The 24,423-nt window shown below is 65.4% G+C and carries 18 protein-coding genes and 1 tRNA gene; 6 read left to right on the top strand and 13 right to left on the bottom strand.

The annotated features are described in order from the left end of the window. Positions 1-1,680: an acyl-CoA dehydrogenase family protein gene (locus BLT19_RS12125; RefSeq protein ID WP_091490544.1), complete on the bottom strand. Its 1,680-nt coding sequence runs from the start codon at positions 1,678-1,680 to the stop codon at positions 1-3. Beyond that, positions 1,677-2,762 (bottom strand): zinc-binding metallopeptidase family protein, encoded by a 1,086-nt coding sequence (locus tag BLT19_RS12120; RefSeq protein ID WP_231917645.1) that lies wholly within the window; start codon positions 2,760-2,762, stop codon positions 1,677-1,679. Before BLT19_RS12120 ends, BLT19_RS12125 begins: the two co-directional genes overlap by 4 nt. 341 nt (positions 2,763-3,103) lie before the next feature. Between BLT19_RS12120 and BLT19_RS12115 the strand changes: the two genes are divergently transcribed. Beyond that, positions 3,104-4,300, top strand: coding sequence for an IS481 family transposase (locus BLT19_RS12115; protein WP_091488417.1), 1,197 nt, complete (start codon positions 3,104-3,106; stop codon positions 4,298-4,300). A 26-nt stretch (positions 4,301-4,326) separates the two neighbouring features. On the opposite strand, the gene BLT19_RS12110 is transcribed toward BLT19_RS12115, so the two are convergent. Next, a tRNA-Ala gene (locus BLT19_RS12110) sits at positions 4,327-4,399 on the bottom strand. Positions 4,400-4,731: 332 nt separating this feature from the next. Between BLT19_RS12110 and BLT19_RS12105 the strand changes: the two genes are divergently transcribed. Then, the gene (locus BLT19_RS12105) at positions 4,732-5,151 is read left to right on the top strand and encodes a hypothetical protein (RefSeq protein ID WP_157681860.1); all 420 of its coding nucleotides are present in this window, start codon (positions 4,732-4,734) and stop codon (positions 5,149-5,151) included. A 231-nt stretch (positions 5,152-5,382) separates the two neighbouring features. Here the strand turns inward: BLT19_RS12105 and BLT19_RS17695 are convergent, their stop codons facing one another. Together BLT19_RS17695 and BLT19_RS12100 are read right to left on the bottom strand one after the other, a co-directional pair. Beyond that, positions 5,383-5,592 carry a hypothetical protein gene (locus tag BLT19_RS17695; RefSeq protein WP_157681859.1) on the bottom strand — a complete coding sequence of 70 codons (210 nt, stop codon included), beginning with the start codon at positions 5,590-5,592 and terminating at the stop codon, positions 5,383-5,385. Between the two features lie 80 nt (positions 5,593-5,672). Next, positions 5,673-6,653, bottom strand: coding sequence for a LysR family transcriptional regulator (locus BLT19_RS12100; protein ID WP_091490536.1), 981 nt, complete (start codon positions 6,651-6,653; stop codon positions 5,673-5,675). A 74-nt stretch (positions 6,654-6,727) separates the two neighbouring features. Between BLT19_RS12100 and BLT19_RS12095 the strand changes: the two genes are divergently transcribed. From BLT19_RS12095 to BLT19_RS12085, 3 genes are read left to right on the top strand one after another with little or no spacing between them, the layout of a single operon-like run. Beyond that, entirely contained in the window at positions 6,728-7,873 is a 1,146-nt protein-coding gene (locus BLT19_RS12095) for a TDT family transporter (protein WP_091490533.1), read from the top strand. Positions 7,874-7,905: 32 nt separating this feature from the next. Further along, positions 7,906-8,865: an MBL fold metallo-hydrolase gene (locus tag BLT19_RS12090; protein ID WP_091490531.1), complete on the top strand. Its 960-nt coding sequence runs from the start codon at positions 7,906-7,908 to the stop codon at positions 8,863-8,865. Further along, complete coding sequence (locus BLT19_RS12085; RefSeq protein WP_091490529.1) at positions 8,862-9,494, top strand: uracil-DNA glycosylase family protein; 633 nt, start codon at positions 8,862-8,864, stop codon at positions 9,492-9,494. Before BLT19_RS12090 ends, BLT19_RS12085 begins: the two co-directional genes overlap by 4 nt. A gap of 309 nt (positions 9,495-9,803) precedes the next feature. On the opposite strand, the gene BLT19_RS12080 is transcribed toward BLT19_RS12085, so the two are convergent. The 3 genes from BLT19_RS12080 to BLT19_RS12070 are packed head-to-tail and all read right to left on the bottom strand — an operon-like array spanning position 9,804 to position 14,037. Continuing rightward, positions 9,804-11,573, bottom strand: a complete 1,770-nt coding sequence (locus BLT19_RS12080; RefSeq protein ID WP_091490526.1) for an SAVED domain-containing protein — start codon at positions 11,571-11,573, stop codon at positions 9,804-9,806. After that, positions 11,570-13,033, bottom strand: coding sequence for a HesA/MoeB/ThiF family protein (locus tag BLT19_RS12075; RefSeq protein WP_091490523.1), 1,464 nt, complete (start codon positions 13,031-13,033; stop codon positions 11,570-11,572). Before BLT19_RS12075 ends, BLT19_RS12080 begins: the two co-directional genes overlap by 4 nt. Further along, on the bottom strand, positions 13,030-14,037 hold the full coding sequence (locus BLT19_RS12070; protein WP_091490520.1) for a nucleotidyltransferase domain-containing protein: 1,008 nt from the start codon (positions 14,035-14,037) through the stop codon (positions 13,030-13,032). Before BLT19_RS12070 ends, BLT19_RS12075 begins: the two co-directional genes overlap by 4 nt. 332 nt (positions 14,038-14,369) lie before the next feature. On the opposite strand from BLT19_RS12070, the gene BLT19_RS12065 reads away from it, so the two are divergent. Next, the gene (locus BLT19_RS12065) at positions 14,370-15,608 is read left to right on the top strand and encodes a hypothetical protein (RefSeq protein ID WP_091490518.1); all 1,239 of its coding nucleotides are present in this window, start codon (positions 14,370-14,372) and stop codon (positions 15,606-15,608) included. Between the two features lie 68 nt (positions 15,609-15,676). On the opposite strand, the gene BLT19_RS12060 is transcribed toward BLT19_RS12065, so the two are convergent. The 5 genes from BLT19_RS12060 to mobF all read right to left on the bottom strand — a co-directional run bounded on the left by BLT19_RS12060 (position 15,677) and on the right by mobF (position 24,423). Beyond that, positions 15,677-18,418, bottom strand: a complete 2,742-nt coding sequence (locus tag BLT19_RS12060; protein WP_091490515.1) for an NACHT domain-containing protein — start codon at positions 18,416-18,418, stop codon at positions 15,677-15,679. A gap of 286 nt (positions 18,419-18,704) precedes the next feature. Beyond that, complete coding sequence (locus BLT19_RS12055) at positions 18,705-19,136, bottom strand: restriction endonuclease (RefSeq protein WP_157681858.1); 432 nt, start codon at positions 19,134-19,136, stop codon at positions 18,705-18,707. Positions 19,137-19,399: 263 nt separating this feature from the next. Beyond that, on the bottom strand, positions 19,400-20,299 hold the full coding sequence (locus tag BLT19_RS17690; protein WP_157681857.1) for a hypothetical protein: 900 nt from the start codon (positions 20,297-20,299) through the stop codon (positions 19,400-19,402). Positions 20,300-20,495: 196 nt separating this feature from the next. Then, positions 20,496-20,846 carry a hypothetical protein gene (locus tag BLT19_RS12045; RefSeq protein ID WP_091490505.1) on the bottom strand — a complete coding sequence of 117 codons (351 nt, stop codon included), beginning with the start codon at positions 20,844-20,846 and terminating at the stop codon, positions 20,496-20,498. Between the two features lie 82 nt (positions 20,847-20,928). After that, positions 20,929-24,423, bottom strand: coding sequence for a MobF family relaxase (gene mobF, locus BLT19_RS12040; protein WP_456237932.1), 3,495 nt, complete (start codon positions 24,421-24,423; stop codon positions 20,929-20,931).

Below are 24,423 nucleotides of genomic sequence, written 5' to 3'. Positions count from 1 at the left end.
TCAGTGGCGCGCGACGACGGCCGCAGCATCCGTCCCCCTGGGCAGCACCCCGTAGCTGGCCGCGCGATCCTCGCCCAGGCGTGCCCCGATGAACGCCTCGGCGTGGAGGCTCGGCGCATGGCGGAGCATGAGCGAACCCTGCAAGGCGAGCGCGAGGCTCTCGGACAAGCGCCTCGCCTGCGCCTGAGCGTGATCCGGGCCCGCAGCCGCGACGTCGTCGAGCAGCCGCAGTGTGCGGGCCACGTGGGCATCCAGCGCGCGGGAAACGCCGGCCGTGGTCTCCAGCTCGGCGGCGAAGGCCGCGCCGGACTCGGTGTCGCGGCTCAGCGCCCGCAGGACGTCGAGGGCGATCACGTTCCCCGAGCCTTCCCAGATCGACAGCACCGGCTGCTCGCGGTAGCGCCGTGCGAGCGGGAAGGACTCGGTGTAGCCGTTGCCACCGAGGCACTCCATCGCCTCGTAGGCGTGCTGGGGTCCGCGTTTGGTGACCCAGTACTTCGCCACCGGTGTCGCGAGCCGGCGCAGCGCCAGATCGTGGTCGTGCGCATCGGCCTCGTACATCTGGGCCAGGCGCAGCCCGGTGAGCGTCGCCGCTTCGGTCTCGAGGGCGAGGTCCGCCAGGACCGAGGTCATCGCGGGAAGGTCGACCAGCTTGGACCCGAACGCGGATCGCCCGCGGGCGTGCCAGACGGCCTCGGCGACGGATTGCCGCATCCCGGCGGCCGCGCCCAGGACGCAGTCCAGTCGGGTCCGCTGGACCATCTCGATGATCGTGCGGACACCGCGTCCGGGCTCTCCGACGACGAGCCCGACGGTGCCGTCGAACTCCACCTCGGCCGATGCGTTCGACCGATTGCCGAGCTTGTCCTTCAGCCGCTGGATCCGGAAGACGTTGCGCATGCCCCGCGGCAGCAGCCGTGGAACGAACAGGCAGCTCAGACCCTCGTCCTCGTTCCCGCGTCGGGTCTGCGCCAGCACGAGGAAGCCGTCCGACATCGGTGCGGAGCAGAACCACTTGTGCCCGGTGATCTGGTAGGAGTGTCCGCCCATGGAGGTGGCGACCGTCGTGCTGGCGCGCACGTCCGATCCGCCCTGCTTCTCGGTCATGGCCATGCCGATCAGCGCGCTGGATTTCTCCTCGTTCGGAACCAGCCGTGGCTCGTAGCTGCGCGAGTACATCCGTGGCAGCCAGTCGTCGGCCACCCAGGGAGAATCCCGGATCGACGCCACCGCCGCGTGTGTCATCGACACCGGGCAGGAGTGTCCGGGCTCCACCTGGGCGAAGAGCATGAACATCGCCGCGCGCGCCACGGCAGCGCCCGGTCTCGGGTCCGCCCACGCCGAGGTGTGCGCGCCGCGCGCGACCGCGTCGGAGAGGATCCGATGGTAGGACGGGTCGTATTCGACCTCATCCAGCCGGAAGCCCCATCGATCGTGAGCGGATGCGACCGGACCGTGCACGTTGGCGAGCGTGGCGTCGCGTTGGAACGATGAGGACCCGACGAGGACCCCCGCCTCGTGGAGGTCGTCGTTCGCCCAGCCGCCGCCGAACGCCTCGACGGCTTCCCGGAGCGGCAGGTTGAGCTCGAACTCGTCCAGACCGGTGCGCACCGGAGGCTGGTTCTCGACGTAGTGCGTCGCCGAGCCGATCACGCGCTGACCGCGAGCCACCGAGGTCATGCGCGTTCCTCATCCTGGGGGAAGGCCAGCACCATCTGCTGTTCGAGCGTGAGCGGCGCCCGCGTGACGAGGTCGTGCATGAAGCCCAGCTTGGTGCGCACGGCCGGCACCATCTCGAACGGGTACAGATCGCCGAAACCCATGGATCGGTTGATGCGGTTGAAGGACTGCGACATCCACTCCCAATCCGAGAGCAGCTGCTGGACGGGTTCGTCCTGGTAGGACTCGAGCGGGACGACGTCCGTGTCCCGCATGCTGGTCACGGTCGCGTCCAGCTTCATGCCGACCGCCGCCGCCGTCTGCAGCGTCCCGGTGATGTGCAGGTAGTGGGCGAAGGTCTCGGCGAAGTCCTCCCACGGGTGCATCGTCGCATACTCGGAGATGAAGGATTCGCGCCAGTCGTCGGGGGCGCCGTACCGGTAGTGACGCGCGATGGCGTCCTTATAGCTCGAGCGCTCGTCGCCGAACAGCTCGCGCGAGCGCGCCCACGCGGCGTCGTCGGTGAGTAGCACGTTCTGGTAGTAGTGGCCCACCTCGTGACGCAGGTGACGGAGGATCGTGCGGTACACCTCCCCGAGGCGCACGCGCAGCGCTTCGCGGCGGTCATCCAGGCTCTCGGCGAGGTCGATCGTGATGATGCCGTTCGCGTGCCCGATCATCACCGGGTGCCCGAGCGACAGGCTCGAGAGCAGATCGAAGCCGAGTCCGCCTTCCTGCACGTCCCAGCCGACGATCGGCAGCCCCAGCGCGCCGAGCTGGAGGATGAGGCGGCGCTTGGATTCCTCGACGCTGGCCAGCTTCGACAGCGCCACGGTGTCATCCGACGGTGGCCTCGTGCGTGTCAGCCGGCAGGAGAAGCAGCGTCCGGCCGGCGCGTCCTCCCGCACCAGCCAGTTGCACTCCCAATCGCGGTTCGAGCACGTGTACCAGACGTGCTCGCCGATCTGCGCGCGGTTGTTGCGGATGCCGTAGAACTGGCGGCTCAGCATGTGGAACCCGAGCTCGGCGTCGCAGTTGGGGCACGTCAGGCGCTTCAGGTACAGGAAGTGGCGACAGTGTGGACAGCGGGGCTGGGTGCTCACGACTTCACCGTAACGCCAGATGCGCCGTTGCAGCGGTCTCCGGGGTTCTCGACGATCCCGCCGCGCGTCGGTTGTCGTCGCCGAGCCGGGGTGTCGCGGCCGAGCCGGGGTGTGTCGAGTGCACGACACACCCCGGCTCGGCCGGAACGTCGCGGCTCGCCGGCACCACGAAACCTCTCCCGACCCGATGGGGCCAGGCAGATACGAAGAGCGACCCTGGAAACGCCGGAAGCCGCGATCTCTCGCGGCTTGTTCGGTGGACCTGAGGGTGCCTGAGTTCATGACATAGGTCCCAGGTGATACGACGCTGGTGTCTCGGGTCATGAGTCACAGTTCGGTGCATGTCGAAGCACCGGGTTGTGGTCCTGAAGATCGTCGCTGGGCAGCTCACCGTGACCGAAGCGGCCGAGCAGTACGGGCTGTCGCGGAGACAGCTGCACCGGTTGCTCGCACGCTACCGCGAGCACGGTCTCGACGCCGTCGATCCTCAGTCCCGGCGGCCGAGAAGCAATCCGAGATCCACGCCGCGCGAAGTCGTCGACCGAATCGTCGCACTCCGCACGGATCTCACCGCTCGAGGATTGGATGCCGGACCGGTCACGATCCGATGGCACCTCGAGCGTGAAGGCCTGCACGTCCCGTCGCCGGCGACGATCCACCGCATCCTGACCCGCGCCGGACTCATAACCCCGGAACCCCGCAAACGCCCCCGCTCCTCGTACATCCGCTTCGAAGCAGCCCAACCCAACGAGACCTGGCAGTCGGACTTCACTCACTGGCGCCTCACCGACGGCACCGACGTCGAGATCCTGAACTGGCTCGATGATCACTCCCGCAAGCTACTCTCCTGCACCGTCCACACCCCCGTCACCGGGGACGACGTCGTCACCACATTCCTCACCACCACTGAGGAATACGGGGTTCCCGCCTCGACCCTGACCGACAACGGCCGGGTTTACACCGCCCGACACGGCGGCGGCCGTAACGCCTTCGAACACCTCCTGCCCGTGCTCGGAGTGAAACAGAAGAACGGCAAACCGAACCACCCGCAAACTCAAGGCAAGATCGAACGCTTCCATCAAACCCAGAAACGCTGGCTCGCCCAGCAACCCACCGCCACCACGGTCCTCGAGCTGCAAACCCAACTCGACCGGCTCCGCATCGAATACAACGAGCACCGCCCACACCGTGCTCTGGACCGCAAGACCCCCTCAGAGGCCTACCTGGCGACGCCCAAAGCACTCCCCGGAGCAGGACGACTCCCAGACCGCTACCGGCTCCGCTACGACCGCATCGACACCGACGGTCACGTCAGCATCCGCCGAGCCGGCCGCATGCACCACCTCGGAATCGGCCGCGACCACACCGGAAAACGCATCCTCGCGATCACCGACGAAACCACCGTCACCGTCGTCCACCTCGACACCGGCGAAGTCCTCAGCGAACACACCATCGACCCCGCCCGCGGCTACTGGCGAAACATCCTCAAACCAGCCGGCCGATGGCCCCAGAAACGACAGATGTCTCGCGACATATGAGACATATGTCGCGAGACATCACACGGTGGACCTGAGGGGACTCGAACCCCTGACCCCCTGCATGCCATGCAGGTGCGCTACCAGCTGCGCCACAGGCCCGGATGGTCTCGCGGATGTCCAAAACCCCCGGAATCTTGCCCTTCGGCTTCACTCCGGTGGTGGTAGCTGCCAGCATACGCGACTGGGCTTCGATGGATCTGGAGGCCCTTGGAGAGATCTCGAGGTATCTGAACTGTCGAGTACGTGTCTACATCTCAAGTCCAGGCAACCGGGGCACAGTCGGTATGTCTACGAGCCAGCGCCGAGATCCAGTCGTTGGTGTACGCGACCTCCTCCTCAGATAGGTCCCCGCGCGCAGCGCGCCTCGCGGGCGGAAGTGTTCGGTGCTGGAGAGAAGGCGCGCACCTTCCCCGTTGAGAAGGGAGATCGAAATGAGCAGCACCACCCCCGCGTGGTCCGATTCAATGGCACCACCGGTCGAACAGCGCTGGATGGGCATCGTCTTCATGCAGGGCGAGGAAGCCAACGCCGTGCTCGACATGACCGACAAGGACGGACCCGGAACCGCAATCCAGCACCTGTCGCAGTGGGACTTCGGCGACGAGACAAGGGATGCCGCGCTGGTCAATGGCTACGTCTACGAAAAGGTCCCCTGGAGCCCGACGGACCGTGTCGTCCACGACAAGTCTTCCGAGTACGCACTCATCTACAACCATCAGTTCGGATACGTGTCGCTTCTCCGCCGCTTCGATCCAGTCTTCGAGGACGTACTAGAGTCCGTGGCACCAACGCCGCGGTTCGGATTCGAAAAGCAACGACCCGCGCGTCGCGCGAACGGGCTGCGACTATGAGCCTCATCAAGGATTCCCTCGGCCGCGGGGATCCGCTTGTGCGACGCAGGCCGACAGTCGTATCTTCGCACGCCGTTCATTTCGGCTCGGTACGGTGGGCGCATGGACGAAGATCGTCGAAACCTGATGTTGCGCATCGAGATCATCAGCGCTTACCTCAAAGCCCTCGAAGACCCCGAAAAGCTCATGCGGGTATGCGCCGATTGAGCGGGCGATGACGCCGACGCAACGTCAGCTGTTGCCGCAGCATTCGAGGTCCGCGACGTTGCGGCCGATGCGATCCTCGCTTTGCAAGTCAAGCGCTTCACGCCGAAGGCGATCGAGCAGATGAAGTGTGAGTTGGCCGACGCCGACCGCCTTCTCCGTGACCTCGATCGATCGTAGGCGGATCGTCATACGCGACAGCGGGAGGCTCTGGCTCCGTCGCGCATCTTCCAGCACCGAATCGTGTCGTAGCGGTGATCCCGCCAAATCTCGCTGAGGTGTGGATCGCACAGATGATTGGCCGGTTTTCGTTGGTGTTATGTGGCCGCGTGGTTTCCTGATCCGGGGATGGATTTCGACTTCATGGTCTCGCGGTTCTGGGCGTCGTCGAGGTGTGAGCGGCTTTCGGTGATGGTGTGAAGAAAACGGGTGGTGTCGGCTGTGGGGTCGCTGTTCCAGATAGCGGTCAGCGGTCGTTTCAGGTCGAGTCCGTCGACGTGGATGCGTACGAGTCGGCCTGCTTGGATGTCGTCGTTCACGGTGAGGGCGCTGAGAACGGCGGGGGCGTATCCCGCGGCCGCGGTGGTGCGGATGCCGAGGGCTGACGGTATGACGGCCGCGGGTGGAGCGATGGAGTGGAATTCTGCGGCTGCAAGTGCGCGCTCGAGTGTCCTTCGTGTGCCGCTTCCTTCTTCTCGGGCGAGAAGTGGGGTCGCGGCGAGTTGTTCCGGTGTCACCGTGTGCTTCTTGGTCCAGGGGTGGGTGGGGGCGGTTACGACCAGGAGCTGGTCGTGAGCGACGGGCGCGGAGTTCAGCCCGGTCGGGATGTCGGGGGTCTCGATGAATCCGAGGTCGACGTCGCCGCGTCGGACGAGATCGATGACGGCGCTGCTGTTGGCGGCGGTGAGCTGAACGATCGGCCTTTCGGAGCTGGCGTGCCAGCGGGTGAGCCAGCGGGGGACGAGGTGTTCGGCGATGGTGAGGCTGGCGGCGACTCGGAATTCGCGCTTCCGTTCGTGCTGGAGGGCGTTCACGGCGGCTGTGAACATGTCAGAGGCTGAGAGCAAGGCGGCCGCCCACTCGATGATCAGGTTGCCGACCGGAGTGGTGGTCGACCCGCGGGAGGACCGGACGATGAGGGTAAGTCCCATGGACTTCTCGAGGCTCCGGATTCGCTGCGACACTGCCTGCTGCGTCATCTGGAGTCGAGCTCCGGCCGCCGTGAGGCTTCCAACGTCTGCGACGACTGTGAGTACTCGAAGTGACTCCAGGTCCGGAAAATCGTTGGCACCTATCACGCCACAAGGTTAGCTTGTGACGCCCCAATTGGGTTCACCTTCCCGAAGCAATCCGGAGAGGTAATCCTGGATATATGACTTCTCGTCTCGACGTGCATGCCGATCCCGCTCGGGGGCGGTACTTGTTCCGAGATGTCGGAGACCGAGGCCTTCTGGTGTCCAACATCACCCCGAACTGGTTCGCGTCGGTGATGGGCACGGGGATCGTCGCGAACGCGGCGGCCACCCTGCCGTTGCAGTTCCCGGGGCTGCGGCCGGCGGCGACTCTGGTGTGGGCGGCCGCAACCCTGCTGCTGGTGGTGCTGTCGGTCGCGACGGTGGTGCATTGGGTCAGGTTCCGGCAGACCGCCCGCGGCCATCACAGCCATGCGGTGATGGCGCACTTCTATGGCGCCCCGCCGATGGCGCTGCTCACGGTCGGCGCGGGCACCCTGCTGCTGGGCAAGGACGTGATCGGTGAGCCTGCAGCGGTGACTGTGGACGCGGCGCTGTGGACGGTGGGCACGGTGCTCGGACTGTTGTCGGCGGTCGCGATCCCGTATCTGACGTTCACCCGGCATGAGGTGTCGGAGGACAGCGCATTCGGGGGTTGGCTGATGCCCGTGGTGCCTCCGATGGTGTCGGCCGCGACCGGTGCGCTGCTGCTGCCGTTCATTCCCGAAGGGCAGGCTCGGCTGACGATGATGCTCGCCTGTTACGGGATGTTCGGATTGAGCCTGGTGGCTTCGCTGATCATCATCACTCTGATCTGGTCGAGGTTGGCCCGGCACAAGATCGGCGCGGTCGCCATGGTGCCGACGCTGTGGATTGTTCTGGGACCGCTGGGGCAGTCCATCACGGCGGTGAACCTTCTCGGTGGCAACGCCCATCTCGTCGTGGACCCCTCGTGGGCGCACGCCTTGGAACTGTTCGGCGTCATCTACGGGGTTCCCGTTCTCGGGTTCGCTCTGCTCTGGGGTGCGCTGGCTGTCGCGATCACCGTGCGGACCGCCCGGCAGGGACTGCCGTTCGCGTTGACCTGGTGGTCGTTCACCTTCCCGGTCGGCACCTGCGTCACCGGCGTGACGGGGCTCGCCCTCCACACCGGTGCCATCGCGCTCGATGCCCTCGCGGTCGTGCTTTATGTCGGTTTGGTTGCGGCGTGGGGGATCGTCGCGGTGCGTACGTTTCACGGGGCGATCATCCGGGGCACCCTCCTGGCCCCACCGCAACCGGCTTAGGCTCTCAACGAGCACGGAAGGGTGGCCGCGTCATGGTGACGGAACTGATCCTCCTCGGCACCGCCGGGGGCCCTGCGCCGGTTTCCGGGAGGGCCGGGATCGCGTCGGCCATCCGCGTCGACGGGCGGGTCTTCCTGGTCGATGCGGGCCGCGGCACCCCGTCCCGGTTCGTTGACGAGGGCTTTGACTTTGCCGCCCTCGAAGCGGTCTTCATTACCCACCTGCATGCCGACCACACCGCAGACCTCCCCGGTGTGCTGCTGTACCCATGGGGCCTGCGGAAAGGTGACGACGGACCGTTGCCTCCCCTTGGGGTGTTCGGTCCGGCGGCTCCCGCCACGGTTCCGGCCGCGCACGAGGCGGAAGCGACCGGCGGATTCGAGCGCGTCGCGCTGGTGAGTCCGGATCGGCCGGTGCCCGGCATCGTCGAACTCGTCGGTCACATACTCGATGGCTGGGCTTATCACTTGAATGTGATGCCTCTGGACTCCGTCATGCCCGATCCGGCGCAGCTCGTGCGCACCACTGCTGCTCCGCCTGCGCCGCTGCCGGTCGTGGTGTATGACGTCGACGGTGTGCGGGTCACGGCGGTCGAGGTACTGCACGGGCACGCGCATCCGGCGCTCGCCTACCGGTTCGACACTCCCGACGGCTCGATCGTGTTCTCCGGCGACACCCGGGTTAGCGATGCCCTCGTCGCGCTGGCGGAGGGCGCAGACGTGCTCGTGCACGAAGTCGTCGATCTTGACTTCCTTGAGAAGCACGGCACCACCGGGCTGGCGCTTGAGCGGATGCACGCCCTGCACACCGACGTCACCGAGATCGGCGCCGTCGCACGCCGCGCCGGCGCCGGCACTCTCGTTCTCACCCACTACCTGCCGGCTGATCCCACTGCGGTGTCCATCACCTACTGGCGCGAGCGGGCAGCCGCCGGGTTCACCGGGAAGACGGTGGCTGGAGAGGACGGCTTCCGGATGTGCATACCCTCATGAGTAAGCTCGACCGTCTCGACGCCCCGCATGTCGAACCCTTGAACCGACTCGTGCGTTCCTGGCGCAACGAACGGGCGAACCGGTTCGTGCCCTGGTTCGATCCGGACGACGCAGGCACCTGCGCCCGGGTGCTCGTTCTTCTGGAGAAACCGGCACCCTCGACCGCGAGTCTCGGAGAAGCGGCGTTCAGCAGCGAGGACAACGGCAACCCGAGCTCACGAGCTCTGCGGGTCGCTCGCATCGAATCCGGTCTGCAGCGCAGCCAATACGTTCGATGTAACGCGATTCCCTGGATCGACCCCGAACAGCCCCGGCAGGCCGGTGACACGGCCATCGATTCGGCACGAGAAGCGCTGCACTCGTTGCTGACGGCGTTGCCCCGGCTGCGGGTCATCGTCCCGCTCGGCACGGTGGCCTTGAATGCGACAATGCGCTACTTCACCTTGACCGATGCTCCGCTGATCGTGCCCGTGATCGGCGCACCGCATCCCTCCCCAGCGAACGGCGCTCACCGGCACGAACAGCATCAACGCATGACGAATGCCTTCCGCCACGCCGCGCGGATCGCGTCGGAAGGTGAGGGATGCGGCCGCCGCCCGAGCACAGAAAACGGTCACTTATTGCTGTAAATCACACGCTGAGGCGCGGTCATCTGACACGGTGGGGGTTGTCTCATATCCCTTGCCTTTTGAGGCGTCTCAGCCGCCGCGGCGTCGGGGGTTACGGTGGCGCGCAACCTTGCAAGTGTCTGGTTCTCATAAGTACGCATCGCAACCGATACCTCCCCTTGAGGCTTCAAGATGCGTAGTGAGACGAGTGAGCGCGAGAGTTCAAGCGCCATGGGCATTATCCAGTGTGCCGGGTGTGTCAGATGGGGATCCACTTACGGGCATTGCCCGATAGTGGAGGGTCGCGGGCGGGTCTGCGCGGTTCCATCGCTACAGGAGTACCTCCGTGATCGGACCGCCGGCGACTCCGGGCTCGAGGGTGATCGCTGGCCGGTAGCGAGGGCCGTTGATCGTGTCGCCGTCCCATTCGTAGGCGATGGTGCGGAGCGTATTCAGGTACCGCCCGACGAGCACGGCCATGGGGAAGGGGCCGTGGAGGGCGAGATGTACTTCGGCCCGCCCGTGATCGGCGGACAGGCGCTTGATGTGCTGGGCGACGGCTCGGCTGAGGCGGCCCGCATCCTGCGGATCGATCCGACTGGAACTCGCGACGGAGACGATGTCTGCGTTGGCGAAGCCCTCTGCGGATTCGCGCACGAGGCGCTCGAACGCGCTGAGGTCTGGGTCTGCGGTGAGCGTCACGAAGACCGCGACTCTTTTCGCAGCGTTGCTCGGCCGGGTGACCTCGGTTGGGAGCGCCTCGACGTTGAGTTCGGTGACGCCCGGATCGTTGCTCGTTGGTGTGGAATCCCAGGCGTTGTTCTGCACGTCGAGGACCGCGACGTTGCCGATCTTGGTTTCGGGCAATGCTGCCCCAAGTGCGAGTCCGATCGAGAGGTGTGCGCCGCCGGAGATCTGCACGCGCTTCGCGCCTGCCGCGAACACGGCATCACCGGTGAGCGGGAGCGTCCGCCGTAGGAGTTCGAGGCCGTCGGGCGACGGGAGCCGGCCTTCGATGGCCTCCTTGATCCGCATGTGAAGGTCGTCGTCGTCGGCATCTACGGCGAACGGGGCGGGGCGGCTTTGAACGCGAATGGTGAGGCCCCGGTCCGCTGCGCGGATCTCAGGTCGGCGTTGTTCTATACGGTGCATGAGGAGGTCGCGAACGATCTCGAGCTCGCCTCCACGGTCGAGCACGTTGGCTTGCTTCTTGTCGGCGAGCGTTCGAGCCGGTGATAGTCGCAGGAGTCGGTCGGGGGCGTCGTAGTCGCATTTCGACTCGCTTCCCGGTCGTGCGATCCTGTTGGCGATGCACAGGCTGAACGCGGGGTCCTCGTCGAGCTGGAGCAGTCGGGGGAGTTCGCGTTCACGGACGATGTCGCTGTCGATGATGTCGGGCGTCACGACGAGCACGCCTGCCGAAAGCCCCTCGGTGAGCGCCTGCTCGAGGCGGTCGGTGGTCGTCCCTGGTCGCAGATCGACGCGGTCTCTCCACACGACGAGACCCGCAGCTCTGAGCAAGTTCTCCAATGACCCCGCTTGCTGTGTCCCGTCGGACTGGCGGTAGGAGATGAACACGGGCCCATCACCGCGAACTGCGCCATCGGGAAGCGGGTCGAGCTGACCGAATCGTGGCGGGGGGATGGTCACGTGCGCATCCCGCGTTACGACTCGGCCGAGTCGCTGACGTGCGATCAGGCCGAAGTACGCGGCAGTGTCGCCGGGCGTCAGTATGAGGAGCGCGACGGGGCCGTCAGCGGCTTTGGCGGCGGCGCGCATCGCGTTGCGGTCGATTGTGCTCGGGCCGGACGGTGCGGGATGGCTGTGCCACTCTCCGACGTAGCCGATTGGGTCGTCCTCTGCCCTATCCGAGAGGAACTCTGCGAGCCGCTCGTTCGCCCGAACGTCGTCGCGGACGTATCGGTCCTCTGTCGCGCGACCGCCATCAACCACAACGGCGTGAGTGATCACGACGTTGTCGATCTCGCGGTACCCGAGGAGGATGCCGCCGGTTTCGAGGGGTAGCCGTTTCGCTGTCTCGGATGCGATCGTCTCGTGGGCGTCCGCACGCACGTCGATGCTCGGAGCGGATCGAGTCATTGGGCAGTCCTCGCTGGGTCGACGAGGTTCCGTACTTCCCCTGAAAGGTGGACGGGACGTTCGATGAGGAGACCGATGACGTGACGGACGGTCGCGGATGCCGCCTCGACCGCCACGTGGGGTGGTGTTGGCGAGATCGGGCTGCCGCACCCGGCTTCGAACACCGCGGGCGGCTGCTCATCGACGTCGGCCCTCGAGCTCGGCAGCGGGTCGGCGCCCTCGGGTGGCGGGAGTAGGTCGACGCGGTAGGCGGCGCCGTCGTTCTGGATCGAGGCAGAGATGATCTGCTTCCGCGCGGACCCTGCCGAGACATGCAGGAGCGCGGTCGTCGCGAAGTCGGCGCTGGTATCCACGACGAGATCGTGACTCGCCAGAAGCTCCATAGCGAAGTCACCGGACGAGACAGCTTCGCCGAGCTCCTCGATGTCGTCTGCGGCGATCTCATGCCGGGCGACCAGATGTCGTTTGACCGCGGTGACCTTCGGCAACCCCACCATCTCCGGTCCGACAAGGTGGCGGATGAGGTTGCCGGGCATGACGATATCGTCGTCGACGAGCGTCAGGTGTCGGATGCCGGCACGCACGAGCAGGTCGGCCGTGAAGGAGCCAAGCGCGCCGACGCCAACGATCGCGACCCGAGCTCCGTGGAGCAGAGGCGCAACCACACCTGCGCGGGCCGTCTTCGCCGCTGTGGTGTCGGCCGCCGCACGGAGGCGCCGAACGGCAGTACCCCCGTCTTCCGTCGGCCATACCTCGAGGACGATCGCACCGTCATGGATGCCGCGACGGTAGATGAGCACCACGATGTCGACGAGATAGTTTCGGATCCGGCGGTCCAAGTCCACATCGGGGGCGATGCGGACCGCGACGTCCTGCCAGGATCTCGGTGGAACGTCTATGTCGCCGAGATCGGCGACATAGCCAAAGCGGTCCTTGCTGTGCTTTGACGCCTTCGGCGGACGCGTGCCGCTCCCGATCCGCATCGTGTTGTTGCTACTCGGTCGAAATCGCACGAAGCCGTTTGGGTAGCCAGCGAGGTCGTCGTAGAGATAGAGACGCTGGTCTTCGGACGGGTGGAAGTATCGCTCGAGATCCAGATCGGGCCGATCGTTGGGCCACCCGGCATCCGCCTGCTCAAACCATGCGGTCACGTGCTCCAGGAAGGCCGACGCTTCTGTCCACCACAGGTCGTCGTGGTCGTCTTCCGCGACCAAACAGAGCGCGCCGTCCAGTTCTCGATGCCAGGACCACACGACGCTGTCCGGGTCGATGGGAACGACGCGTGGCGGCTGGAACGGAAAACGGGCCCGAAACGAGATCACGACGTCTGTCGCCCCGCCCGGATGCGCGATCGTGCCTCTCCACCCGGTGTCACCTTCGATGTAGCCGGCGCGGATCAGGCCTTCTTCGAAATGCTGACGGGAGTATGCGACGTACTCGTCGTACTCGGCGGTCGTCAACCGAAGGTCCTGGCGCCCGCCGGCACGACCCGTTCACCAGCGGAGATCGCAAATTCCCGCTTCGACCCGTCGTCGTTGAAGCCCGGCGGCATCGGGAAGACGGTGTCGTCGTCGCCGTTCTTGCCGAGCAGCTTTTGGAACGCCAGCGCAGCCTTGCCCTCGTCCTCTTCCTCGAGCGCGTCTCGCGCGTCGGCGGCGGCGTTGATGAAACGACTCCGAGCCGCCTCCAGCTCGTCTTCGGACGCGCGGATGCCGATGGTGTGGCCGGGGAGTGTGGGGTCGCTGACCGCGATGCCGTAGGTGACGAAGTTCTCGACGATCTTGCTCACCTCATCGAGCGCCGAGGCGTAGTACTCCGCGTGATCACTCCCCGCTACCAGACCCGAGGCGAAGGCCTGGTACGTCGCGACCTCGAAGAAGAAGCCACCCGGCTTCTTCTTACCGAGAATCGCGCGCCGGGTTTGGCGGAGGAGCTTCACCGTCGGGACGTAGAAGCCGTCGTGCGCGGTGTTCATCGCGGTCGACAACGACGTCAACGATTCGGGGTTGGTGCGCACCCACTGGTTATCGTCGCCCTTCTGCGGGATCTCCCACGTCTCGCCGTCCCAATGTGGTCGAGCGGGAACGGCATCGACGTAGAGGTCGTAGTCGGGGAACGAGACCTGCAGACTTCGATCCTGTCGCTTGGTCCGCTGATGCCCGTCGTCATCACGCCCGAACTCGGCATGGAGGACGGTGAAGAATCGGTCGAGAATTTCCTTCGACGTGACGCCGCTCGGCAGATCGGGGAGACGGACGAACACGTCAACGTCTTTGACCCGCTTGATCGACACGCTTCGCTTGTAGGAACCGATCAACACCGGGTTGACCCCGTACTCGGCGAGCTTGGCGTCAGCAGCGAGAGCTTCGCGGACTAACCGATGCGCCTCCGGTGCATTGGCTTTGTCGTCGCCGGGTTCGATGGAGCTCAACGCATCCTTGAACTGCTGTTTCAGGTGAGCCATCGGGGCGTACTCCGCTTTCGGTCGGGCTGGTCTATCGAGTCTAGGAAGGGGGTCCGACATTGCGGTCCGGTGCTCGGGTACGCCGGCTTCGTCGAGCTTGCGTCCCCGTGCAGTGGGCGCCCATTCAAAGGCCGATTGACTTGGCAGTCAGTTCAACCGTGTTGTTCGACGCGACCGCCCAGATCGAGCCACTTGCGGGCATTGGCCGCGACCGGGACCTGTTTGTGCTCCCGGGATCCGCTTCTGCGCTCCGGATGAGTTTGTGCCATGTTCCGTGGGCCGTGAGCCCGCTCCGTCGGTAGGAGCGATTGGCGAGCCGCTAGAGTTTGCCGATGCTTGCAAGTCTTCTACCCGGACTGCGTGACTTGCGCGTGCCTCTTGCTACCGGCTTCCTATGGGCCGTCGTCGCTTGGCTGTTGTTATATCCGGCGATCCCAAGTCAAGACGATGCGACAGGGCTCGCCGCGGAGATCTATAAAGTTCTTGGCGCGTTCGGCTCAGCGGCTTTGATTACGGTCGTGACGTTTGTGGCCTACCTCCTCGGAATAGTCCTCGTGCGCCCCGGAACGACTGTTATCAATGCGATCCTGCGCGGATTTGGTTTTCGGGGGTTGGGGTTGTCAGCGTCGTCGGTGGTTGAGGCTGAGCAGTTGGCCGGGCGCACCGCGGCGGCAATGAAGCAGGCCGGCGTTCAACTCGCCGATGCGCCTGACGTTTCCGACCGCGAAGGAATCGCCCGGTTGCTTTCTGAGCGCATGGTTGACGAGGTTCCGCTCGTGGCGACGCGACTTCTGGCAGACAATCGCGACCTCTTCGATCGTTACGATCGGGCCGATGCGGAGGCAGCGTTTCGGTTTGCAGTGGTTCTACCCCTGAACGTGATCTGCGTGGCGAGCGCGTGGCGCATGGAACTTGAGTGGTGGGGCTACCTTGTGGCCGCTGGCGTCGGCCTGCTCCTCTCCGCTGTCCTGTTGCTCGAGGGTGCCAGAAAGCGCATGGAGAGCAACGACGCTATATACCAGGCGGTGTTCGCCGGGAAGGCAAGCTTCCCGTCGGTCGAGACGGCTGAGGCGATGGTCGCCGAAGAGCGGGCGCGCCATCAGAAACAAAGAGAAGAGCACGAAAGGGAAAGTGCAGCTCAAGAGGCGGCCGAAAGTGCGGCACGTCGTTCCAAGGAGGAGGCACAAGCCTCCGCCGAAGCCGAAGCCAGGCATGTCACGATCGGTCTCAGGGGAGGCGCAGCGCAGGGCTCGCCGGGAGAGCAGCAGCTGACGACGCTGTTTGTCGACCTGGCGAACGACTCAGATCGCGCGGTCGTCATAGGCGGCTTTCAGGTCGACCCTCCGCTGTCGGCGAAGCGATATCCATCTTTCCCCATCAGGCTGCCCGCCCATGACGCGCGGACGGAGAGCATCGAAGTGGAACTCATCGACATCGAGCCGGGCGAGCTCAGCGGCGGTCCGTTGGTGAGATTCACGGCGAACATGGCATATCGGCTCGGAGGAGATGCCTGGACTCGTAGCTCGGCGGAAGGCTCCGTCCCTGTAGTGGCCACGGAGCCTGCCGACTGACTCCCTGAAGCAGGTACCGATGATCCTCCAGCGGCCGCTGGACGTACGCGGCACCTCTGCAGAAGCGCTTAGGCGAGGAAGCGTTGTCCCTGCGGCACCCTTGAGGCATAGTGCCTGAGGAGAAGCCGTCCGAGAGCTGCGGCGGCAGGGTCCTTCTTGACGGCTCGTCCCACCGCCTTCGCTAGGGCGCGCCGAGCAGGCTCCCGTTCGAGTACGGTCCAGAGATCTACTGAGACCACGAGCTGGGACTCTCCCAGCATGCGGGGGTCAGCGCTTCTGATTTCCTCGAGGAGCAGGATGCCTTCGGGAACTTGCTCAACCACCTGCCCAAGTTCTGTGGCCAAAGCGTCGATGCTGCTCTGGCCGCTGCGGAGGGCAGGCTTGACGTAGGTGCGCCCCTCCGTGAGAGTCGTGCGAGACTGCTTCGCGAGGTCGCTCATGCCGCTCTTGTTCTCGCTCAGCACGAGGGTCGCGAGCGATGACGAATTCTCGCGACTGAGCTCATGTAGCGCTTCAAGCACGATCGTGACTTCTTTGGTCGGCTGTCTTAGCGCAATGCTCAGGAGCTCTGAGAGGCTGCGGGGCACGGACAACGTGGTGTCGGCGAATTGGGTTACTGCACTCTCAAGCAAGCGTCGTCTGATCCCAGGAAACTCGATGGCCAAGTTGTCGACGTAGAGATCGCCCGCTAGCCCGGCACCGATCAGTGCGAGTGGGGTATCCGCTCTCTTTGAGTCGTATGTGGCGACCAGGTCGATGAGCTTGTCGATCAAATGTTCTTGGCGTTTGAGCACTCGACCGGCTGCAAGCAGCCAGGTGTTCCGCCAGTGGCTGGAGGGTACGAGGGCAAGCAGGTTGTCTAGGACGGTTTGTTCGTCGCCCTCAGTGAGCGCCCGAGCGGCCATGTACTCCTGTAGAGAGCGGACTTCGAACTGATACTTGGGGGCCCTGCGTGAAACGAGCATCACGAGCCGCTCGGTCGACAGCTTCATGAGGGTATCCGCTAGCGAGTCAGACTCGCCTTCGTCGTACCCTGCAGTCCTGTTGAGCCGACGGCGGAGGATGCGGGCGATCTCGTTCTTTGTGAGCGCTGCGTCGGAGTTGCCGGCCTTCTCAGACCTGGCTTGCAACTTCAGGCCCGCCTGTTCGTGAAGATGATCGACGTGCGGACGAAGGGACTTCAGCTCGGCGAACGCCTCGCTCTTCGCTACTTCTCGGTCATAAATGACCCGGTAATAACGGTCGAACAGCTCGAACCTGTCCGATGGCAGGTCAACTGCTTCCTCTGCCAGCGCAGTCATGATGGTGACCTGCAGCGGCGTCGTCATCAGTCTCTGCGTGACCCGCGCATGGACGGCCTCGATCAGGCGTTCAGAAACCTGCTGGGCCAAGTCAGGGTCATCGGCAGAACGCAAGCGAGTGAGCGCGTCGGAGTAGTTGAGAGCCTCCTCCTCCGTGAAGTCCAGCAAGTCCAGCTGGGTGCACGGGATGGCTTCGCGGAACTCTCCTCGGTAGCCCTGTGGTCTCGTGGTCGCCACGACGAACAGGTCCACACCCGCCGCGTTGAGGTCGCTTACGAGCGTCCTGACCGCGTCCATCAGCCTTGTGCGATCACGAGCATTCGGGATTTCGTCCAGGCCGTCCAGCACGAGACAGACCGGCCAGCTTCGCATCCACTCCAATAGCGCCGCAGGTTCGGCCGAGCGCCCAGCGACGATGATCGACTCGGCGATGTAGCTGAGCAGCGAGAACGGTGCGTTCGTGGTCGCGATGGAAGTCCCGGCTTTGGCGAGCTCTACAACGAAGGGCCAGCGGCGGCGCTCAGGGGTGGGTATCCCGGCATCCTTCAGTCTCGCGGCGAGATCTTCGTAGGCTCGAACGGCGGTCGCTCCGTGGCGGCTCACGTCCGTGTCGGCGAGAAACGCGACACGGTAGCCGTGGGCGATGACCTGCGAGATCGTGCTCTTGCCCTGACCGGGGCCACCAACGACCACGGCAGCTTTCGCTCCACCACCCATTCCGTTTGACAGATTGTCGTCGCCCATCCGGATCACGCTCTCCGCGGTCATGGTGCGATCACGATCAGTCGGGTCGCCTTCTGCCCACTCAACGTCGCAGGGAAGGTCGATTGCGATGTCGGCGAGGCGCACTTTCGATGAGTCTTTGTAGCCAGAATCGCCGGTGCGTACCCACTGGCGGTTGACGAGTTCGGACACCGCGTGACCGACGAGGTGCTCTATCTCCAAGGCGGTTGCGGCGGAGAAGAACTCGTCGAGCTTGAGCAGAAAGTCACCAGTGACGATCAGCTCGAAGTAGCGCTGGCGGATCGCGGTGTGCTGGTCGAGCATCGTGCGGATCTCGTCGTAGTCCCAGACGTACCAGCCGTCGAGCTCGAGTTCAGTAGCAGCTGACTCCATGTATCGGTCGAACTGATCCCTGCCGCCGGTGCTCTTCGTGCCGCTGAGTACGACATTGGTCGCGAAAAGCAGGTACTTCGGGGTCCTGTCGCCGACACGCTTCTTAGCAAGCCAGCCGCGCACCTCTTTGCGTGCTTCTTCGAGGAACCAGTGCCAGCCCTCGGTCGTCGACGCGACTTTGTGCTTGTACTTCATCTGGATGACGCCGTAGCCGTTCCACTTGGGGCCGGAACCGCGCGGGAAGTTCACGGCACCATTGAAGGTGGCGTCCCGCTGACCGTCACGACCAGCGCCAAACGGGCGCACGCCGTTGCCGAGTTCTGCCTTCGCTAAGGCTTGCAGCATGTGCTCGAACTGCTGCCAGCCCATTCTGCTCAGGTCGTAGTCGCCCATGTGGATCCTCGCCTCGGATGTCGCCGGCCCCGAGCTCCCATTGTGGGTCACCGCCGCCTCATGGCCCTGCGCAGTGAGTGTGTCATGCCCGCGAGGGGCCACTGGGCAACGTGCCAGGAGCAAACGGGTGACGCGGTCTTTCGGCAGGGGTTGGCTTGCCTGTTTGCGGAAGGTTCACCCGCTCGCCCGCGCCCACTCGCTCGCAAGTCGGTCCTTGACCGCGCTGTATCGCCACCCGCGAGCACGGCGCTGCCGAACCGGACCCGAAGGAAACGAACCTGACTTCCTACGAGAAGGCCACGAACTGGCCGTCTCGGTAGACGTACAGAGCCACGCCTGCCTGTTCAGCGAAGGCCAACGCGTCGACAGTGAAGCCGTTGAGCGTAACGACCATAGCGGCCTTTCCACGTGCAGTTGCGACACCGAATATCTGTCTCACGGCCTCCGCTCCAACACGGCCTCCCCAGTGCTTCACCTGGACAACCCATCGCGACGTCTCCACATCGACGCCGCCATCATGCGTTCCCCGTCCGACGACGATTTGCTGCTCGTTGTGAAGCCGGAGCCAATCTGCAACGGCATTCTCGGCCTCCCGCCACGTCCACGTTGACGGGTCTCCTGTTGCGGACTGCGGCCGCGCCTTAGCGGCCGCGTTAGCGCGGAGCTCTGCGATCCGGCGGGCACGATAATCACGATCGTAGATGTCACCGTTCGTCATCGATCGCGTCGGGCCCTTCGCGATCCGAGGCCGCGGCCGCGGCAGACGCTTGGGTTTGAACGAGGCGGAGCACAGGCCTACCGTAGCGAGAGGTGATAATCGCGCAAGCACCGGTCTAGTTCGAGGTGTGCCCGAAAGCCGGTGGATTGCCACCCCCATGCCGGTCGGGCCGCGGCTGGTCCCGCGGTCGACGAGGCAAGTTGGTGTTGGGGGAGTGTTCGACCTGGCTCGATCGTCTCTGACCAACTACCACTGCGAATGCGTCAGCCGGTCTCGTGATAGGTCCAGCCGCTCTCACGTCGCCAGCGCATGATGTATCCGGTTCCGCCGTCCAACCACAGATCGGTCAGACCTTCGGGGGCGGCAAAGTCACCGTCGGTGAACCAGCTTGGTGAGGTGGGAAGGAGGTTGCCCCAGCGGCCGGCCGCAGCGACAAGGAGGTACAGATGTCGCCGCCGCGCGCCCAGCGCGATCGACTCGCGGTGCAGCTTCTCGAGGTGGTGGACCGGGCGTTCCTCGGTCGCGAGGTACGCGGATAGCCGTTGGAGGTAGGGCACGTCACCGGAGTCGATCGCGGCGGCGTTCCATGACACAAGCGCAAAGCCCGACTTCCCCGGTTCTGCGATTGGAATCCCGAACTCGATCCCGGGAAAGACTGCTTGTATAGCGGCTGCTGCCTCGTCGCTAACCAAGCCTGCTCGCGCCTCTCGACGCACACGCTCGACAGCTTCTCGCCACCGGTCTCCCGTATCGCGCGCCTTCCGTCCTTTGGTGCGCGGCGGCTCCCACCCGCGTTCCAGGTGCACTGCAACGTAGCGTTCCAGCGGCTCACTTCCATTCAGCTCGGCTACGAGAGCTACCGCGCGGGGAACGGCGGCCTGATAGTTCCAGTCAATTGTCGCGAGAATCTCGACGGGCTCAGGCGGCGCCTCGGTGGGACGAAGCACGAGATCAACCAGTCCGTCGCCCGCTCCCTTCACGTCGCGGCGGGAGGGCGTTGCTCCAGTGAGAAACCACACGTTCATCGCGGCACGGATATCGTCACTGGGGGCGCTTCGGAACTCGTCCGACTCCCACCAAGCTTCGTCGGGCGCGTATAGTGCGGCTGCCGCTTCAGGAATCGACGGACCTCGATCGCACCATCCTTCGGTGAGGAGCCTCATGGCCCGACCGTAGCCCATGAGCGCGATCACGATCCGTCACCCGCCCGCAACCCGGTCCTCGCGCGTACTGACGCGATGCACCTACCGCTTCGGATCGTGCGCGTGCCAATGACGCACGTATGACCAGTGCAGTGACACGAACGGTGAGCGGACGGCTAACGAAGCCGCGATCCGGGCTGACTCTGTCGCACTGGGTTCAGCCGACCGGTATGGTCGCGCGCGACGCGACGCCCGCGTCGCGGTAGCGACGCTCGATCGCCCGCACGCGCACCAGCCGAACGAGCGTCACCGGCCCGTTCACCACGAACTTCAGGACGTTCCATAGGCATACCAGCACGAGCAGATTGATCCAACCGGGTGCACCGCTGGCAACCCACTGTGCGAGCGAGGCGGCGATCACGACGTAGACGACAGCGAGAAGCATCGCCGGCGCGCCCCACTTCAGGCCGCGGCGCGTGTGCGTGGCGCGGATGATCATGTTCGTCGGCATGGTCCGCTGGAAGAACGTGTAGATGCGGCCGACGAAGGCGATGAGCAGTTGGAACATGGGCCAGGCCTCTCCTTCAGGCGTGGATCCTGCGGTTGCGCACAGGCTACGCCCGCCCTTCCGACGTCGATAGGACCATCCGCTACAGGCTGCGGACGGCGCCCGTTCGCGCACGTGCCGCCTGCGGCTGTGTAGGAGCCTCCGCCCGCGACAGCCAGATCGCGCGATCCCGCGCCGCGCCTGCGGCCGCGGCATCCATTCGCTGGTTCGGTGACGTAGCGGGAACGCCGAGCTCGTCATCCTCGAACACGCCGTACCTGTCACGGTACGCGGCAACGATGCGCGCCTGATGCCGCCACGCACGTGCTCGCGCCGGGTCGACGGGAGCGCGCCCAAGCAAAGCGACCCACCTCTCGCCCGAGACCACCGCAGAGTCGACGAGAGCCGCCGCGCGCTCCTCGATGAGCTGTGCACGTTCTTCGAGGGCACGCCTCATCTCGGCATCCATCTCCCCCATCGCCGCCGGGATGAGGCCGGCAATCAGCCTTTGCCTACTCCCCCGCGAACTTCCGCTCGATGGCTGGGTGAGGACCCGCTCAAGCCGCTCGTGGAGGACAGCCGCGGCATCCTGAGCGTCTTCGAACCCACGAACGGTGGCGATGCGCGGCAGGAGTGTCTCGACGATGTGGCCAAGCGCCTCGGCACGTCGAAGGCCCGCAGTCAGCGCACCGAAGGCATCCGAAGCGATTGCTGTTGCGGCCAGCTCTGCAGGCAGCCCGCACGCATGGATGAGGTCCGTCCACCGTGGACGCTGAGCGGAAGCCGCGATCGTGTCGTACTCGGCAGCGAGCTGCGCGATCGATCCCCAGCTCTCCTGCTCAGCGGCAATCGTCTCGTGTGCCGACAACTCGGCACCGATGTGTCCGAGCACACCTGCGAGGATGTCGCGGGCCGTGGCATCCGTTCGCTCACCGGGGTGCCGAGCGGAGTGGTTGTCGTCGGGACGCGACACGACCACATACGCGATGTTCGAAGCTCTCCCCCGCGTCATCGCGACATACAGGTTCTCGCGCGTCGTTCCTGGCTCGACGACGGCGTGCGCGGTGTCGGTCGTGATCCCTTGCGCGCGGTAGGCGGTCACTGCGTATCCGAGATCGACGTTCTTCGCCACGTACTCGGCAGGCAGGGACAGCGGTCGAGCGCCTGCGCGGTCGGCGTTCTGCACCCGCAGTGAGCCGTCGCGACGAACGGCGACAACCTGCCACCGCGCGCCGTTGCGCACCCAGTCGCGTCCCGAGCGCAGGCGGCGGTCGTTCTTCCGGGTGATGACGACATCACCGACGGATGCTGCGGACTCATCCCGCAGGGATGCTTCGGCTGTGGCATCCACAACGCCAGAGAGGATCAGCTCGGCGCGGGCCCGCCTGTTGAGCGTGGCGACCCCGTCACCGGTATCGGCGACAAGAATGGACGACACACCCGACGCGATGTCTCGGAGCCACGCGCTGTACGCGGCATCCGCCATCGCGTCGGCGTCACCACCGAAGATCCTGTCGTGTGCGCCGTAGGCATCGAGGGCGTGAAGCTCCCCGTTGCGGAGGTTGAGAGATGCTTCCTTCTCCCACGCATTGCGGAAGCGGTGCACATCGGCGAGTTCAGGAGCATCAGGGCGGGCTTCGACAAGCATCCGGAACGCACCGCCAGCGTCGACCGACTGCAGTTGCGCCCAGTCCCCCACCAGGAGCACCTTCGCGCCCGCCTGCGTCGCCAGCGTGCTGATGCGATCGAGAGTGAGGGTGCCGGCGAGGGAAGCTTCGTCGATGATGACGAGCTGACCTGCACGGACCGCCGTGCGGCCATGGCCGTGCTCGTGCAACCACTTGGCGGTGTTCTCGGTGGCGATGCCGAGGTCATCGGCGAGTTCACGCGCGGCCGCCGCTGACGGTGCGAGACCGATGACCGAGCTGCGGCCGTGCTCGTGTTCCCACGCCAGGCGCAACGCGTGCATCGCGGTGGTCTTGCCAGCGCCGGCCGGGCCGATAAGTACATCCAAAGAGCGTGCGGAGGTCGCGACCGAGTGGAGCGCCGTGCGCTGATCCTCGCCGAGGACGATCCCGTGATTGCGGCGCGCACGCTCCGCGCGTTCGAGGGTTGCAGCGCTGACCACCGGCGCATTAGTCGAGTGCGAAGCGCTGAGTAGTCGCTCTTCCGCGTCCAGCAAAGCAATCGATGAGTATCGCGTGGAGTTGCGCGGGCGGAAGACGCTTGTCTCATCGGCACGTCGGAACTCCGCCGGCGAGACTGCGAGCTCTGGTGGCGTGAGGCGCGCGGACCGCCGCTCCGCGGCATCCGTGATCATGCCGACGATCACCTCGCGATCTTCTATCGCGGCGAAGCGCCACCCCATCGTCTGGCGTGCAGCCTCGGCGTAAAGGTTCCATCGGGTCCATGTCGAGCGGTGGTCGCTGGTGGCTTCGACGACTCGCGTTGCGAGTTGGTTCACAGTGCCGGTCTCTATCTCTTCGGCATGCAACGGCTTCTCGGCGTCAGCGTGATCCACCGCCGTACGTGACCAGGCGGTCGCGTCGAGGCCGAGCAGTCGGCCGGCCCGGGTCCGCCACTCGTGTGTGAGATCGGCGAGGGACCGGAGCTGCTTCGCGGGACGCGTCGCAAGCGTCGCCTGCTGACGGAGTCGGATGACCGTCACCTTCGACGGCGCACGCCCGTGTGAGGCGATGTAATCGTCGATGAGCCGGTCCTTCTCGATGTCTATGTGACGCGAGCGGGACGAGAACTCGGTGACGAGTTCCTCGGGTACGGTAGCGACCGCCCAAACCGGGTTGCGGTCGGCGTCGCGTTCGCGCCGTTCCCATTGGACCCCGAGCGCACGCGACAGGTGGTCGGCGAACACCGCGGCGTGCAATTCCGAGAGCGCAACTGTCGCCGCGTGTAGCGGGCGTCCGTCGAGCGAGCGCCATTTGCCATCGAACACAGTGCGCACCTTATTGCTCACCACAACGTGCGTGTGCAATTGCGGATCACCGGCGCGCGAGTCGAAATGATCGAATGCTGCGGCGACAAGACCCGTCACCTCCACCTGCGCGACAGCGCCGTCCCGGCCCGCTTCGCCGGCTCGGGTCGCGGCGAGCTCACGCTCCATGAATGCGAGGACGTCGTCGATCGCCCAGTGATGCGCGGCGGCGATCGTGGCCTGAGTATTGGCATCGGCGATGGCCCAGAGAACGGAGGCCGACTTCGGCAGGGAGAAGGTGAAGTCGTAGCCGGCCACCGCGCGGCGGTGGGCATGCTGCGAGGCGTTCGACTCCGGTGAGGTAACGCGATCCGGCCCGGATTCGGACGCCCCGTAGTCGGGATACGCCCGCCCGAGAGGTTCACCGGTGCCGGGGTCTCGACCCATACTCATCAGCAGCTCGAGCTGGGCCTCCGAGACGCGCGACCCCGAAGCGATATGCCCGTCGGCAAGGCCTGGCAGGCCGCTCCCGAGCCACCGCCCAGGTGGTGTCCCCGCCTCCGCGTAGTAGCGGGTAAGCGGGGTGGACAGCTTCCGTTCCCCGTCAGCCGCGGCAACCGTGCGGAGGAGATACTTGTAGCCCTGCCCAGCGCTCATCACCCGCAT

The sequence above is a fragment of the Microbacterium pygmaeum genome (assembly GCF_900100885.1).
GTDB classification, from domain to species: Bacteria; Actinomycetota; Actinomycetes; order Actinomycetales; family Microbacteriaceae; genus Microbacterium; species Microbacterium pygmaeum.
Note: the sequence above shows the minus strand (reverse complement) of the source record. Positions and strands in the feature narration are given on the sequence as shown.

Bases quoted from the DNA above. Each gene is read 5' to 3' on its own strand.
- BLT19_RS12125 (WP_091490544.1), bottom strand. From the start codon at position 1,680: ATGACCTCGGTGGCTCGCGGTCAGCGCGTGATCGGCTCGGCGACGCAC.
- BLT19_RS12115 (WP_091488417.1), top strand. From the start codon at position 3,104: ATGTCGAAGCACCGGGTTGTGGTCCTGAAGATCGTCGCTGGGCAGCTC.
- BLT19_RS12105 (WP_157681860.1), top strand. From the start codon at position 4,732: ATGAGCAGCACCACCCCCGCGTGGTCCGATTCAATGGCACCACCGGTC.
- BLT19_RS12095 (WP_091490533.1), top strand. From the start codon at position 6,728: ATGACTTCTCGTCTCGACGTGCATGCCGATCCCGCTCGGGGGCGGTAC.
- BLT19_RS12090 (WP_091490531.1), top strand. From the start codon at position 7,906: ATGGTGACGGAACTGATCCTCCTCGGCACCGCCGGGGGCCCTGCGCCG.
- BLT19_RS12085 (WP_091490529.1), top strand. From the start codon at position 8,862: ATGAGTAAGCTCGACCGTCTCGACGCCCCGCATGTCGAACCCTTGAAC.
- BLT19_RS12080 (WP_091490526.1), bottom strand. From the start codon at position 11,573: ATGACTCGATCCGCTCCGAGCATCGACGTGCGTGCGGACGCCCACGAG.
- BLT19_RS12070 (WP_091490520.1), bottom strand. From the start codon at position 14,037: ATGGCTCACCTGAAACAGCAGTTCAAGGATGCGTTGAGCTCCATCGAA.
- BLT19_RS12065 (WP_091490518.1), top strand. From the start codon at position 14,370: ATGCTTGCAAGTCTTCTACCCGGACTGCGTGACTTGCGCGTGCCTCTT.
- BLT19_RS12060 (WP_091490515.1), bottom strand. From the start codon at position 18,418: ATGGGCGACTACGACCTGAGCAGAATGGGCTGGCAGCAGTTCGAGCAC.
- BLT19_RS12055 (WP_157681858.1), bottom strand. From the start codon at position 19,136: ATGACGAACGGTGACATCTACGATCGTGATTATCGTGCCCGCCGGATC.
- BLT19_RS17690 (WP_157681857.1), bottom strand. From the start codon at position 20,299: ATGAGGCTCCTCACCGAAGGATGGTGCGATCGAGGTCCGTCGATTCCT.
- BLT19_RS12045 (WP_091490505.1), bottom strand. From the start codon at position 20,846: ATGTTCCAACTGCTCATCGCCTTCGTCGGCCGCATCTACACGTTCTTC.
- mobF (WP_456237932.1), bottom strand. From the start codon at position 24,423: ATGCGGGTGATGAGCGCTGGGCAGGGCTACAAGTATCTCCTCCGCACG.